Source organism: Aeromonas sp. R6-1, assembly GCF_040908165.1.
GTDB classification, from domain to species: Bacteria; Pseudomonadota; Gammaproteobacteria; order Enterobacterales; family Aeromonadaceae; genus Aeromonas; species Aeromonas caviae.
Window position 1 is genome coordinate 14958 of record NZ_JBFODF010000014.1, and the last position, 13405, is coordinate 28362.

General features: G+C 62.6%; 11 protein-coding genes. 8 read left to right on the plus strand and 3 right to left on the minus strand.

The genetic code is table 11. The annotated features are described in order from the left end of the window. Positions 1 to 183: 183 nt before the first annotated feature. Positions 184 to 1221: a porin gene (locus tag AB5Y68_RS02050; RefSeq protein WP_039040270.1), complete on the minus strand. Its 1038-nt coding sequence runs from the start codon at positions 1219 to 1221 to the stop codon at positions 184 to 186. A gap of 382 nt (positions 1222 to 1603) precedes the next feature. Here AB5Y68_RS02050 and dinG point away from each other — a divergent pair, with 382 nt between their 5' ends. The 3 genes from dinG (at position 1604) to AB5Y68_RS02065 (ending at position 5516) form a co-directional block, all read left to right on the plus strand. Further along, entirely contained in the window at positions 1604 to 3676 is a 2073-nt protein-coding gene (gene dinG, locus AB5Y68_RS02055; protein ID WP_039040269.1) for an ATP-dependent DNA helicase DinG, read from the plus strand. Positions 3677 to 3889: 213 nt separating this feature from the next. Then, positions 3890 to 4549 (plus strand): DUF2057 domain-containing protein, encoded by a 660-nt coding sequence (locus AB5Y68_RS02060; protein ID WP_039040268.1) that lies wholly within the window; start codon positions 3890 to 3892, stop codon positions 4547 to 4549. Between the two features lie 70 nt (positions 4550 to 4619). Further along, positions 4620 to 5516 carry a histone deacetylase gene (locus AB5Y68_RS02065; RefSeq protein WP_039040267.1) on the plus strand — a complete coding sequence of 299 codons (897 nt, stop codon included), beginning with the start codon at positions 4620 to 4622 and terminating at the stop codon, positions 5514 to 5516. A gap of 89 nt (positions 5517 to 5605) precedes the next feature. Here AB5Y68_RS02065 and AB5Y68_RS02070 read toward each other — a convergent pair whose 3' ends face one another. Together AB5Y68_RS02070 and ylqF are read right to left on the minus strand one after the other, a co-directional pair. Continuing rightward, positions 5606 to 6754, minus strand: coding sequence for an MFS transporter (locus AB5Y68_RS02070; protein ID WP_039040266.1), 1149 nt, complete (start codon positions 6752 to 6754; stop codon positions 5606 to 5608). Positions 6755 to 7055: 301 nt separating this feature from the next. Continuing rightward, on the minus strand, positions 7056 to 8006 hold the full coding sequence (gene ylqF, locus AB5Y68_RS02075; RefSeq protein WP_039040265.1) for a ribosome biogenesis GTPase YlqF: 951 nt from the start codon (positions 8004 to 8006) through the stop codon (positions 7056 to 7058). Positions 8007 to 8347: 341 nt separating this feature from the next. On the opposite strand from ylqF, the gene AB5Y68_RS02080 reads away from it, so the two are divergent. The 5 genes from AB5Y68_RS02080 to rnk all read left to right on the plus strand — a co-directional run bounded on the left by AB5Y68_RS02080 (position 8348) and on the right by rnk (position 13310). Then, positions 8348 to 9739 (plus strand): alkaline phosphatase, encoded by a 1392-nt coding sequence (locus AB5Y68_RS02080; protein WP_039040264.1) that lies wholly within the window; start codon positions 8348 to 8350, stop codon positions 9737 to 9739. Positions 9740 to 9763: 24 nt separating this feature from the next. Continuing rightward, a complete protein-coding gene (locus AB5Y68_RS02085; RefSeq protein WP_171865824.1) occupies positions 9764 to 11131 on the plus strand; it encodes an alkaline phosphatase in 1368 nt (455 codons plus the stop codon). Positions 11132 to 11181: 50 nt separating this feature from the next. Further along, positions 11182 to 11865: a hypothetical protein gene (locus AB5Y68_RS02090; RefSeq protein ID WP_039040263.1), complete on the plus strand. Its 684-nt coding sequence runs from the start codon at positions 11182 to 11184 to the stop codon at positions 11863 to 11865. 81 nt (positions 11866 to 11946) lie between these two features. Then, the gene (locus AB5Y68_RS02095) at positions 11947 to 12681 is read left to right on the plus strand and encodes an ABC transporter substrate-binding protein (RefSeq protein WP_180321339.1); all 735 of its coding nucleotides are present in this window, start codon (positions 11947 to 11949) and stop codon (positions 12679 to 12681) included. 233 nt (positions 12682 to 12914) lie between these two features. Further along, positions 12915 to 13310 (plus strand): nucleoside diphosphate kinase regulator, encoded by a 396-nt coding sequence (rnk, locus tag AB5Y68_RS02100; RefSeq protein ID WP_010675253.1) that lies wholly within the window; start codon positions 12915 to 12917, stop codon positions 13308 to 13310. The last annotated feature ends 95 nt before the right edge of the window (positions 13311 to 13405 follow it).

Here is a 13405-nt window from a genome sequence, read left to right on the forward strand (position 1 = left end):
CTGTCGGCCAATCTGCTTCAACAAATTGAATAATCTAGCGATTTACCAGAGGAGAACCAAGGGGGCAAGGAAGACAACGTGATATGGCGCAGGGCCAGAGGACGAAAAGTAGTGAAGGGGCCAAAAAACAGAACGGCCAAGCAAGCTTGGCCGTTCATCAACTAAATCAGCGCAGAGGCTAGATTAGAAGTTGTATTGCAGGGCAACAGTGAACTCGTCGTCCTTGTCGTTGATACCCTGGATTTTGTACTCGGTGTACGCCTTGAACTTGGAAGTGAAGTTGTACTGCACGCCCAGCAGGGTTTCGTCGACGATGTCTTCGTAAGAAGAACCGGCGGAGTTGGACAGTACCTTGCCTTCGGCGAAGTTGTAACCGGCCAGGAAGGTCCAAGCGTCAACGTTGTAGGAAGCAGCCAGCTCGTAGCCACGGCCCTTGTCCTTGTTGTTGCCTTGGGTGGTGTTGTCGTAGCTCAGGTCACCCTGGGTGTACATACCGGCGAAGTAGAAACCGTTGATGGCGTAGTGTGCGCCCAGGGCCCACTCTTTCTTGTCGCCAGAAGCGGTGCTGACGGTGCTTTCCAGGTCGGAGTAAGCGTAACCGGCGTTCAGGCCCAGACCGAAGTCGAAGTCATAGCCAGCAGCAGCGGCGTAGCCGTAGTTGCGCTTGACGTTCGGACCGTAGACGTCGGTTTCCTTGATGCCTTGACCGATGTCAGTAACCTTGACGGCTACGTCATCGTTGGTCTGGTAGGACACTTTGCCCTTGAAGCCACCGAAGGTGTTGGAGTAGATGATCTGGCCTTCTTGACGACCGTCGTAGAAGTTACCTACGTCACCCCATTCGTTGAAGATATCGGTCGGCTCCAGCACGTCGTAGAACGCGGTGTCGGTCTGGCCGAAGATGATCTTGCCGTACTGGGTACCGTCCAGGCCGACGTATACGTGACGGGAGTTGAACTTGTTGTCAGAGTTTTCGGCGGATACTTGCCACTCGGTCTTGGCGATACCGGACCAGGTGTTGTTCAGGCCGACTTTGCCGGACCAGCCCAGACGGGAGGAACCAACCAGTTCAGCGTCGGTATCGTCGTGTTCACCGTAGTAGTTGGCTTGAACACGGCCGTAAATGTCAAAAGAGGTGCCGTCTTTGTCGTAAACGACAGCAGCGTTGGCTGCGGATGCGAACAGAGCCGGGATAGCAATAGCCAGAATTGTCTTTTTCATAGTTTCCAATGCCTACTGTAATTAAACACTAAGTCCTTGTTATTCCCTGTGTTAGCGATGTTCTTTGCATCACTATGGCGCCGAGACTATCACCGGGTTTTCGAATCCGCAATGAAAAAACTTGGAACTTTTTATGAAAACCATAGTCACAGGGAAAAATTTGTGAGCTGAATCTCACAATGTTTGCCCCATCAGGGAAAACGTTTACAGCGATACTCTCTGCCTGAATCCCTCTTTTTTGGTGGTTTATTGCAACCCCCTGTTCCCTCATAACATATGTGCAAAGCCGGGGCTGACCCGACTGCTTCTCCCCTGCCTCGACCCGGGCCGCCTGTTGCGGGTATCCTGTTGCCATCCACACCGACACGGCCACACCTTCTTTATGCTATCGACTCGCCTCAAAGCCACCATCCGCAATACCTATCGCCAGATTGCCGATGGTTTACCCGGTTTTGTGCCGCGCAAGGAGCAGAATTTCCTGGTTGCCGAAATCGCCAAGACCCTGACAGGAGAATATGACAGGAGTCGCCGCATCCTGGTGGCCGAGGCAGGCACCGGCATCGGCAAGTCCCTCTCCTATGCCCAGGGGGCCATACCAGTGGCACGGCTGACCCAGAAGAAGCTGGTGATCTCCACCGCCACCGTGGCCCTGCAGGAGCAGCTCATCCACAAGGATCTTCCCTTTTATCACCGTCACAGCGAGCTACCGTTTCGTTTCATGCTGGTCAAGGGGCGCCAGCGCTACTGCTGCGAGCACCTGCTGGAGCAGGCGGCAAACGGCAGCGAGATGGCCAATTTCGAACTCGACTTCGGCGCATTGAGCAAACACAAGCCATCGGATGCTGACAAGGCGTGCTACCAGGGGCTGTGGCAGGCCTACACCGAAGGCAAGTGGGACGGGGATCGGGACAACTGGCCCAAACCCATTCCGGACCCGTGCTGGGATCGCATCGCCGCCGACCGCCACACCTGCAACAAGGCCCTGAGCCACCATCAGCACTGCCCCTTCCACCGCGCCCGCAACGACATGGACGCAGCAGATGTGCTGGTGGTCAACCACGCCCTGCTGCTCTCCGACCTCACCATGGGGGGCGGCATCATATTGCCGCCGCCGGACGAGTGCATCTATGTGCTGGACGAAGCCCATCACCTGCCCACCATCGCCCGGGATCACGGCGCCGCCAGCGCCAGTATCAAGGGATCCCGCCGCTGGCTGGAAAAGCTGGTGCAAAGCGCGGGCAAGCTGGCCAGGACGCTGAACAAGGAGAGCCTCCTCGACCCCCAGCTCAAACTGCAGGATGCCCTGGCCTCTCTCCAGCCGGATCTCAAGGCCCTCGAGCAGTGGCTCACCAGCAATGACCACCTCTTTGGCGGCGAGCCCCACCACAGATTCGCCGATGGGGTGCTGCCGGATCCCCTGCCCATGCTGGCGGAAAACCTCAAGGAGGCGAGCAAGAAGGCACTGAGGGCGCTGGACAGAATGCAGGGGGCCATCGGCGAGGCGCTCAAGGATGGCGAAATCCGTCGCAAGGAGGCCGAGCCTCTGCTGGCGGAGAGCGGTTTTCACCTGCAACGGCTCGAGAGCTTCTGCGCCCTCTGGGAGATGCTGAGCCGCCATGTTCCCACCGGCAAGACCCCCCTTGCCCGCTGGATGGCCAGAAGCGAGGACGGGGACATCTGGCTGCACGCCTCCCCCATCGAGGTGGGGTATCTGCTGGAGGAGTGGCTCTGGTCCCGCTGTCTCGGGGCCGTGCTGGTGTCGGCGACCCTCACCGCCCTCTCCTCCTTCAGTTATTTTCGCCACCAGGTGGGGCTCAAGGAGCATGACGGCACCCGCTATCTGCGGCTGCGCTCCCCCTTCGACTACCACAAGGCCGAACTCTATCTGCCCAAGATGGCCCATGAACCCAGTGCCCCCGCCTTCACCCAGGAGTTGATCGATACCCTGCCCCGCCTGCTGGCAGGCAAGGAGGCCAGCCTGGTGCTCTTCTCCTCCTATCGCCAGATGAACGAGGTGGCGGTGGGGCTGCGGGCCAAGGGGATGTCGCTCCTGGTACAGGGGGAAGCGTCCCGCAGCGCCCTGCTCCTCTTGCACAAACAGAAGTGCGACGGCGGCCAGGCCAGCATCCTCTTTGGCACCGGCAGCTTCTCGGAAGGGCTGGATCTGCCCGGCCACTACCTCACCAACCTGGTGATCACCAAGCTCCCCTTCGCGGTGCCCAACTCCCCCGTGGAAGAGGCGACCGCCGAGTGGATAGAGCAGCGCGGCGGCAACCCCTTCCTGCAACTGACGGTGCCGGAAGCGTCGCGCAAGCTCATCCAGGCCTGTGGCCGCCTCATCCGAAAAGAGGCGGATCGGGGGCGGGTCACCATCCTGGACCGGCGCCTGCTGACCAAGCGCTACGGCAAGGGGCTGCTGGACGCCCTCCCCCCCTTCACCCGACGCATCGAGTGACACGGCTGACGCCCGCCATGCGCTCCCCTGTCCCTCATGTCAGGAGGGGGCAGGAAGATAGAAGAGCACGCTGCCCGCAGGGCTCGGGGCAGCGGGATCCACACCCCGCACACCGGAAGGCGCCATAAACGGCTATTGCCGCTGTGGGGCAAACCTGTAAAAATGACTCCCTATTTTTCAGTGGGCAATTGCCTGACTGTTCAAGGAGATGAAATGAAACTGACTGTTCTGGTACCGGCCCTGGCTGGTCTGTTGTGGGCAGGTAGCGCCCTGGCCGCTAGCCAACTGGAAATTACGAATCCCTATGTCATCCAGCTGCTCGATGGCGAACCCGTCAACCCCCAGCTGCTCGACAAAGCCACCGTCTTCTCCCTGGAGCCCGGCAGGCACCAGGTCGTGGTCGCCTTCGAGGGCAACTACTCCAGCCGCAGTGAAACCAAGCTGGTCACCGCCGAGCCCCTGGTGATCAACTTCACCGCCGCCGACAACCAGCAACTCTTCCTCGACTTCAAGAAGCCCCGCAAGGAAGAAGAAGCCAAGCGTTTCGTCAAGGAACAGAACGTCGTTCTGAAAGACAAATCCACCGGCCAGGTCCTGAAATCCGAGCAGTTCGTCATGCCGACCGTGGGTGGCTTCCAGCTGACACGTGACTATCAGCAGGAGCTGCTGAAGATGGGCAAGGCCTTCAACCAGCCCAAGACCGTTTCCGTCTCCACCGCCGCCGTGATGGCTGCCGCCAGCGCACCGGTGGAAGTGGCCCCGAGCAAGGCCATGAGCAACCCGGAAGCCCTGACCCAGCTGCAAAGCTGGTACAACAAGGCCGATGCGGAGACCCGCAAAGCCTTCCAGATCTGGGTGATCCAGCAGCAGTAAGGCGCATCGCACGCCTGCATCGAGGGGAGCCTGGCTCCCCTTTTTCATACCCGTTCATGGCCGATGCTTCATGTCACTGCGCATCTTCTATCACCCCCACTACTCCGCCCTGACGCTGCCCGAGCGTCACCGCTTCCCCCTGGCCAAGTACCAGGCGCTGTTTGAACGCCTCGTCGCCCTCGACTATCCGCTGGCACAGGCCGCCCCTGCCAACCGTGAGCAGATAGAGAAGGTGCACGATGCGGCCTATGTACAGGCCGCCCTCGCCGGCACCCTCGATGAAGGGGCCATTCGCCGGCTCGGCTTTCCCTGGTCTCCCCTGCTGATTGAACGTACCCTGCACTCGGTCGGCGCCACCCTGGCCGCCAGCCGCCACGCCCTTGCGCAGGGCTGCGGACTGCAGATCTCCGGCGGCTACCACCACGCACACCGGGGGTTTGGCAGCGGCTTCTGCCTCTTCAACGATCTGGTGATCGCGGCGCGAACCTGCCTGGACGAGGGACTCTGCGAGCGGGTGCTGATCGTGGATCTCGATGTCCATCAGGGAGATGGCAGCGCCGCCCTGTGCACGGGCAGCCGTGACATCATCACCCTCTCCCTGCACGGGGAACACAACTTCCCCCGCCACAAGCCGGCCTCCCATCTGGACTTTCCCCTGCCAAGCGGCATGGAGGACGACGCCTATCTCGAGACCCTGGACCAGGCCCTCGCCCTGGCTCATCGCCTCTACGCCCCCGACTTCATCCTCTATCAGGCCGGGGTGGATGTGCACCGGGACGACGAGCTGGGCTACCTCTCCCTGAGCGACTCCGGCGTGCGCCAGCGCGATGCCATGGTCTTTGACTCTGCGCTTCGCCACGGGCTGCCCATCACCGCCGTACCGGGAGGGGGTTACCGGCGAGACTGGCAGCAGTTGATCCCGCTGCACCTCTCGCTCTTTGAAGTAGCAAGACACCGGTTTGGTTGAGCGGCACCACCCGGCCCATGACGAAAAAGAGGCGACCCTTGGGTCGCCTCTTCTATATACGTGCGCAGGGATGATGACGCCGTCTGCCCTCAGGCATGGGCCATCGGCGTCGGGTGCTCGCCCATCTTGCGCAGCAGCATCAGCAGATAGACCAGGGAGACCCCGGCAATCACCATGAACAGCAGATGATCCGAGTAGTGCTGCATCAAGAGCGCCGTCAGGGTCGGCCCGAGCAGGCTGCCGATGGTGTAGCTCAGCAGCAGCGCCTGGTTCATGGCCACCAGTTGATGCTGCTCCACCTTCTCGCAGGCCCAGGCCATGGCCACCGGATAGAGCGTGAAGCCCGCGGCCCCCAGAATGAACAGCGTCGGCCCCATGGCCGCGTTGCCGAGCATCGCCATGGCCCCCAGGATCACCACCAGCACCTGTACCCGCAGCACCGGCAGGCGCCCGAAACGATCCGCCAGACGCCCCACAGGCCATTGCCCCAAGATGCCGGCGCTCACCATCACCGCCATCCAGTAGCCGATGGCCCCGTCGCTCACCCCCTGGTGGTTCAGATAGAGCGGCATCAGACCATAAAGCACCCCCAGCACGATGCCGGAGAGGATGCAGCCGTTCACCCCCAGACGCGCCTGACGCAGGCGCAGCATCGGCCAGACCGGAGTCCTGGCCTGGTGGTTGCCTGACGGACTGGCGATGCGGGTGAACAAGAGCGGCAGCATGGCCGTCAACACCAGGGCAGTCACCCAGGGCAGCACCGCCATCAGCGACGTCGGTACCTTGCTCACCAGCAGTTGCCCAAGCACAGTGCCCACGTAATAGACCATCATGTAGGCGGCCAGCAGACGACCCCGATTGCGGGCGTTGCCGCTGCACATCAGCGCGCTCTCCACCACCACCCAGATCATGGCGCAGCCGACTCCGGCGATGAATCGCCAGGCGAGCCAGCTCCAGAACGCCAGGGTAATGCCGAGCCCGACGCAGCCTGCGGCAAAGAGCGCACTGGCCAGGTAGTAACTGCGATTGAAGCCGCAGCGGGCGATGAGTCTGCCCGCCAGCAGGGTTCCCAGCAGGTTGCCGGTGAAATAGGAGGAGCCGACCATGCCGACCTGCCAGGTGGGCAGATGCTCATGGGCGAGCCAGAGCGGCACCAGGGTATTCAATACCGCGATGGTCAGGGTCAGCAACAGCAGGCCACAGAGCAGGAGCAGCACCGGGCGGGAGTATGTGGTCATGGATAGAACCGTGGGGAGAGGCAAAATGCGAGCGCATCATGCCACCGCCTGTGCCTTTGTCAATCGGCACTGAGGCCGGGTCGCAAGGTTTTTCTGCCCACCGTGATGGCAACGCGGCACGGCCCTCCCCTGACGGGAGCCTCATCCCCTTGATTGGCCGGCACCTTGGTCATGATGAGGGGAAGCGGGCGGTTGAATATCGACTCTGTGCCTCCCTCACGCCAGAGCGCCATGACCAGAAGAGGCGGCCCAGGGCCGCCTCTTCTTGCTATCAAGCACAACCTATCGTGCACAACGCCGGTCAGCGCTGACGCTTTTTGGCGTACTTGCGACGAGCCCGGGCCTGGCGCTCCTCTTCCCGCTCCGCCTTCTCCCTGGCTTTCTGCTCAGCCTCGGCCTGGGCTTCCACTATCTCGACGCTCACCATCTCTGGCGTCTCCAGGGAGATCCGCCCCAGCATGCCGGACCGGAATTCATTGACCAGGATTTCCGAGGCCTTGTGCAGATCCGCAAGCCCCCCCTTGCGCATGAAGCCGCGCTGACGGGCAATGAGATCCAGCAGCTCGATCTCGGTCTCCGGCAGCTCGCTCAGCTGGTAGCGTGCCTTGATGCGCTCCGGATAGGCCTTGATGAAGTAGTCGGCGGCAAACATGGCGATGTCGGCGTAATCGAAGACGGTATCCTTGATGGCCGCCGTGATCGCCAGTCGATAACCGCAGGAGGGCGGGTTGAGCTTGGGCCACAGGAAGCCAGGGGTGTCCGTCAGGATGACGTGGTTGTCGAGCTTGATCCGCTGCTGGGACTTGGTCACCCCCGCCTCGTTGCCGGTCTTGGCGATGATGCGCCCCGCCAGGGTGTTGATCAGGGTGGACTTGCCCACGTTGGGGATGCCCATGATCATGGCGCGCACCCCGCGCAGCTCGAAGTTGCGCTCCGGCAGCATCTCGTGGCACAGGGTCAGCAGTTGCTTGATCATCGTAGGCTCCTGCTGGGTCAGGGGCAGAGCCTTGATCCCCTTCTCCTGCTCCATGTGGGCCACCCACAGCGCGGTGATCTCGGGGTCGGCAAGGTCTGCCTTGTTGAGCACCTTGATCACCGGCGTCTCCCCGCGCAGCTCCGGCACCAGGGGGTTCTCGCTGGAGAAGGGGATGCGGGCGTCGAGCATCTCGATGATGACATCGACCTGGGGCATGACCTCTGCAATCTCTTTGCGGGCCTTGTGCATGTGGCCGGGGAACCAGTTGATGGACATATCCGTTACTCTCTCATTGGCATGCGGTCCCCTCTCGGGGCTGCGGGCGCTCGGGGTTGCGGGTGCGTGGTGATGCGCCAGACCGCTGGCACTCATCGCAAGGGGGCGCATTTTACCTGCTGCGGCCCCGATTTGACAGGCTATTCTGGCCGGGTGTTGTCACCCGGGTGGCCGGATGCCCACCACGCCACCGGGAGGTGAGTGGCAAAACACAATCAACATAACCCATTGATATAAGATAACATTTGCAAGGCGCTTTCACCGTATTGTCATCTCTCTTCACTAAAAGTGTCATCTGCCCCCTCTAGGCTGCGCTCAGGTTTCACAAGGAGCGAACCCCAATGAGAAAGATGGCAGGACTTGCAGTGATGATAGGCGCCGCCCTGGCCGCCGGCTGCAACTCCAACAACGACAGCAACACCCCGGAATCCAGCGCCAAGAACGTGATCTTCTTCCTCGGCGACGGCATGGGTCTCAACACCCTCACCGCCTCCCGGATCTATGGCGTCGGCGAAGAGGGCAGCCTCACCATCGACACCCTGCCGGAAACGGCCTTCATCAAGACCTTCTCCCACGATGCCCAGGTGACCGACTCGGCCCCCTCCATGGCGGCCTACATGACCGGGGTCAAGAGCAACAACGGCGTCATCAGCATGGACAGCGACGCCACCCAGGAGAGCGATTGCAGCCAGAGCGGCGGCAAAGCGGTGACCACCCTGCTGGAGCTGGCCAAGGCCGATGGCCGCGGCACCGGCGTGGTCACCACCACCCGGGTCACCCACGCCACCCCGGCCGCCACCTATGCCCATATCTGCAACCGGGATCTGGAGGCTGATATCGCCGTCCAGATGGTGCCGGGGGGCAGCGGTTACAACAGCGCCCTGAAGGAGGGGCTGGACGTGGTGCTCGGGGGCGGCAGCAGCTTCTTCCTGCCCAGTGCCGACAAGGGCAAGCGGACCGATGGCCGCAACCTCATCGACGAGATGAAGGCGAAGGGCTATCAGTTTGCCGCCACCCTGGACGAGCTGAACCAGGCCGATGCGAGCAAGCCGCTGCTGGGCCTGTTTGGCTCAAGCCACATGAAATATGACCTGGACCGGCCCGCCAGCGAGCCGTCACTGGCCCAGATGACCCTGGCTGCCATCAAGCAGCTCAAGGGCAAAGAGAAGGGCTACTTCCTGATGGTGGAAGGGGGGCGTATCGACCACGCCCTGCACGACACCAACGCCAAGCGCGCCCTGCAGGATACCCTCGCCTTCGACAACGCCATCCTGGCCGCCATCAATGAAGTGAAGAAAACCGATCCCGAGCTGAAAAACACCCTGATCGTGGTCACCGCCGACCATGACCACACGCTTGTCCTGAATGGTTATGCCAAGCGCACCGGCAAGACCACGGCAGGCAATGCGGGCGTGCTCGGGCTGGTGAAGAACTACGAGACCGGCGAGCCGAGCAAGGATAGCGATGGCATGCCCTACACCATCATCGGCTTTGGCAACGGCTACAACCGGGTGGACGGCCCGCGCAGCAGCGTGGCGGCCCTCGACGACGCCACCACCTCCGCCGACGACTATCACCAGGAGGTGGTGGTCAAGGTGGGCGAGATAGGCAACGAGACCCACGGCGGTACCGATGTCTTCCTCGGCGCCATCGGCCAGGGAGCGGAGCGCTTCCACGGCTCTCTCGACAACACCGCCGTGTTCGGCAAGATCAAGGCTGCGGCCAAGCTGTAAGGGATTATCAGGATGAACATCACCATGAAAAAGACGCTGGTCTGCACCGCCCTGCTCGGCACGCTTGGCGGCCTCTCCCAGGCGCACGCCGCCGATGCCAAGAACGTCATCCTCTTTATCGGTGACGGCATGGGCCCCACCGTGCTCACCGCCACCCGCCTGTTCAAGGTGGGGGAAGAGGGGGATCTCGAGATGATGAAACTGCCCCAGAGCGCGCGCATCAAGACCTTCTCCCACGATGCCCAGACCACGGACTCAGCCCCCTCCATGGCGGCCTACACCACCGGCGTCAAGATGAACAACGAGGTGATCGCCATGAGCAGCGACACCAGGGCCGTGGCACCGTCCAAGGATGCCAACGGCAACAAGGGCATCAACAACTGCACCAGCGACAACGGGAGCCCGGTGCCCACCCTTCTCGAGCTGGCCAAGGCGGCGGGCAAGTCGGTGGGGGCCGTCACGACCACGGAGCTGACCCATGCCACCCCGGCGGCGACCTATTCCCATATCTGCCACCGGGATGCGGCCTACGCCATCGCCGAGCAGGCGGTACCAGGCGGAGCCGGCTTCAACCAGGCGCTGGGGGATGGGGTCGATGTGCTGATGGGGGGCGGCGCCAACCACTGGACGCCCTACAGCGCCAGCAATAAGGGCGGCCGGGCCGACGGCCGGGATCTCACCGCCGAGCTGACCGCCCGGGGCTACCGCTATGTCACCACCAAGGATGAGCTCTCTGCCGTCAACTCGGGCAAGGTGCTGGGGCTGTTCAGCACCAAATCCCACCTCGACTACGAACTGGACCGCGTCGCCAAGGGGGCGGCCAGTACCCAGCCGTCCCTCTCCGAGATGACCGCCAAGGCGATCGATCTGCTCAGCCAGAACAGCCAGGGCTACTTCCTGATGGTGGAGGGGGGGCGTATCGACCACGCCCTGCACGCCACCAACGCCAAGCGATCCCTGACCGATGCGGTGGCGCTGGACGAGGCGGTCAAGACGGCCCTCGGCAAAGTGGATTTGAGCGATACCCTGATCGTGGTTACCGCCGACCACGACCACACCATGACCATCAACGGCTATTCCGCCAAGGGCAACAAGGTGCTGGATCTGGTCAAGAACGCCGATGGTTCGACCCAGAACGACGCGGACGGCAAGCCGTTCACTACTCTGGTATTCGGCAACGGCCCCAACCGCCAGGACCAGCGCCCCACCCTCACCAGCGATGAGGTGATGGCGGATGACTACCTGCAGGAGACCGGGGTCAAGCTCGGCTCCGAGACTCACGGCGGCGGCGATGTGATGCTGTTCGCGGGCGGCGCAGGCAGCAGCCAGTTCAAGGGCACCCTCGACAACACCCGGGTGTTCGGCAAGCTCAGGGAGGCCCTCGGCCTGTGATAAAGGGGCCCGGCACTGCGCCGGGCACCTTTTCCGTCGAGCGAGAGACGATGATGAAATATCTGCTTTCTTTATGGCTGCTGGGCAGCGCCCTCTCCTTCCCCCTCCTGGCCGACGAGGTGCCCGATCTGGCCGCCCGCATCCGCTACGTGGACAGGGTGACCGGCAGCGACGGCATCACCCGGGAGAGCCAGTGGCAGGAGAAGTGGCTGCGGGTCGGTGACCAGGTGTGGAGCCAGCGGCTCATTCCCGTTCCCCTGGCCCGTGCCTATCACGCCACCCACGATGCCCGCCCCGGCCACAAGCACTTCACTCACCAGATGGCGGCGCGCTGGGTCACCCGCAGCGAGGGAGACGCACTCCAGTTGCGCTACGCCGATGCCTGGCACAACCAGCTGGTGGAGGTGCCGCAGGAGGAGTACGGTCAAGTGGCCTTCAAGCCCGACTGGCCGCGGATCCGCCACCTCATCAACCCTTCCCTGTTAGAGGGAATGACACCGCTGGATGAGGCCGCCCCCGACCAGGCGAACTGGTATGAGACCCGCGAAGGTCGCCAGCGTACCCGCATCCTCTGGTCGAGCCGCTGGCAGTTGCCCCTGGTGGTGGAGTCGGCAAGCCTCGACGGTTATCGCAGCTACCGGATGGAGGTGACGCTCAAGCCGCTGCCAAAGACCCTCCCCTGGCAGCAACTGGCAGGGTACCAGACCCTGGATCTGCGGGATTTCTTCGACTGATCCCCCCAGGCGGCAATCGCCTGGCTGACATGACGTAACGGGATGTTACACTCTCTGTACTCATCCCGGACCCGAACATCCATGCGCCTTGTTACTCTGCTTCTTCTGCTCTCCCCTCTGATCGTCTGCGCCTTTTCGGCCCGTGCCGTGGTCGTCGTGGCCGCGGACATTCCCCCCTATGTGATCCGCGCCCAGCAGGGTGCGCCGAGCGGCATGGCCATCGAGGTGCTGGAGGAGGCTGCCCGCCGCCTCGGGGAACCGCTCGAGATCGAGTTGATGCCGCTGGCTCGCGCCCTCAGCCAGGCCAGCCACCGCCCGGATGTCCTGTTGTTGCCCCCGGCCCGAAATCCCCAGCGCGAACCACTGTTTCTCTGGATTGCCCCCCTGCTGGAGGAGGCCTTCGTGCTGGTCAGCCATCGCCGTCACCATCCAGCGCCGCTCTCCATGAAGACGCTGCCTGGCCTCACCGTTGGCGTGATGCGTGGCTCCCATAGCCAGAGCCTGATCCAGCCGCTGACAGGGGTGACCCAGGAGCTGGTCACCGAGGAGGTCAGCAACGCCAGCAAGCTGGCGCGCGGCCGCATCCAGGCCTGGGCGGTGGCCTGGAACACCGCCCGTTACAACCAGCAGCGGGCGGGTCTGCCGCTCCCGGATCTGGTGCGGGGCGAGACCTTGCAGCAGAGCACCCTCTACCTGGCCGCCAGTCCCCGCTTCTCCCGCAGCGAGGCGCTGCGCTGGCGCCGGGTCATTCAGGAAATGAGGGAAGATGGCAGTCTCGCGCGCATCCTGCACCAGTACGATTACCAGGCTCCCTGATGAGAAAGTCAGCCCAATTGCCAAACCACCCCAGAATGGTTATGGTATCTCCATGAAAGCAATCATGATTTTTTCCAGTACGCTCACACCCCGCTGAGCCCCCGCCCTCGCCCCGCTGCGCGAGTCGCTCGGGGGCATCGCTTTTGCTGTCTGCTTTTTACCCTTGCACCGTTTTTTGTCGACCAGTCTGCCCGTCATCCTGGTCCCTTCAGTCATTGATAAGGAAATACCCTATGAAACAGCCTCATCTCGTCATCTCCAGCCTGGATCTGGATCGCATCGAACAGCTGCTTGGCAACCACCCCCAGCACCTTGCCCTGCAAGAGGAGCTGGATCGCGCCGAGATCCGCGAACCCGCCGACATGCCGCCGGACGTGGTGACCATGAACAGCACGGTGCGCTTCAAGATGCAAAACAGTGGCAACGACTTCTGCCTGACGCTGGTCTATCCAAAGGATGTACAGGGGGACGAATCGAAGATCTCCGTGCTGGCGCCAGTGGGCAGCGCCCTGCTGGGGCTCAAGGTGGGTGACAGCATCGCCTGGCCTGGGCCGGCCGGTCGCACCATCCAGGTGGAGATCCTGGAAGTGGTCTATCAGCCGGAACGCGCGGGGGAGTTGCACCGCTGACAGGCTGCCATTCAGATCTGATGCGACCAGGTGGCTGACTCGGTATGCCTTTGTCCGGTCGGAGCCGACGGCAACCGGCCGGGCATGACCTGACG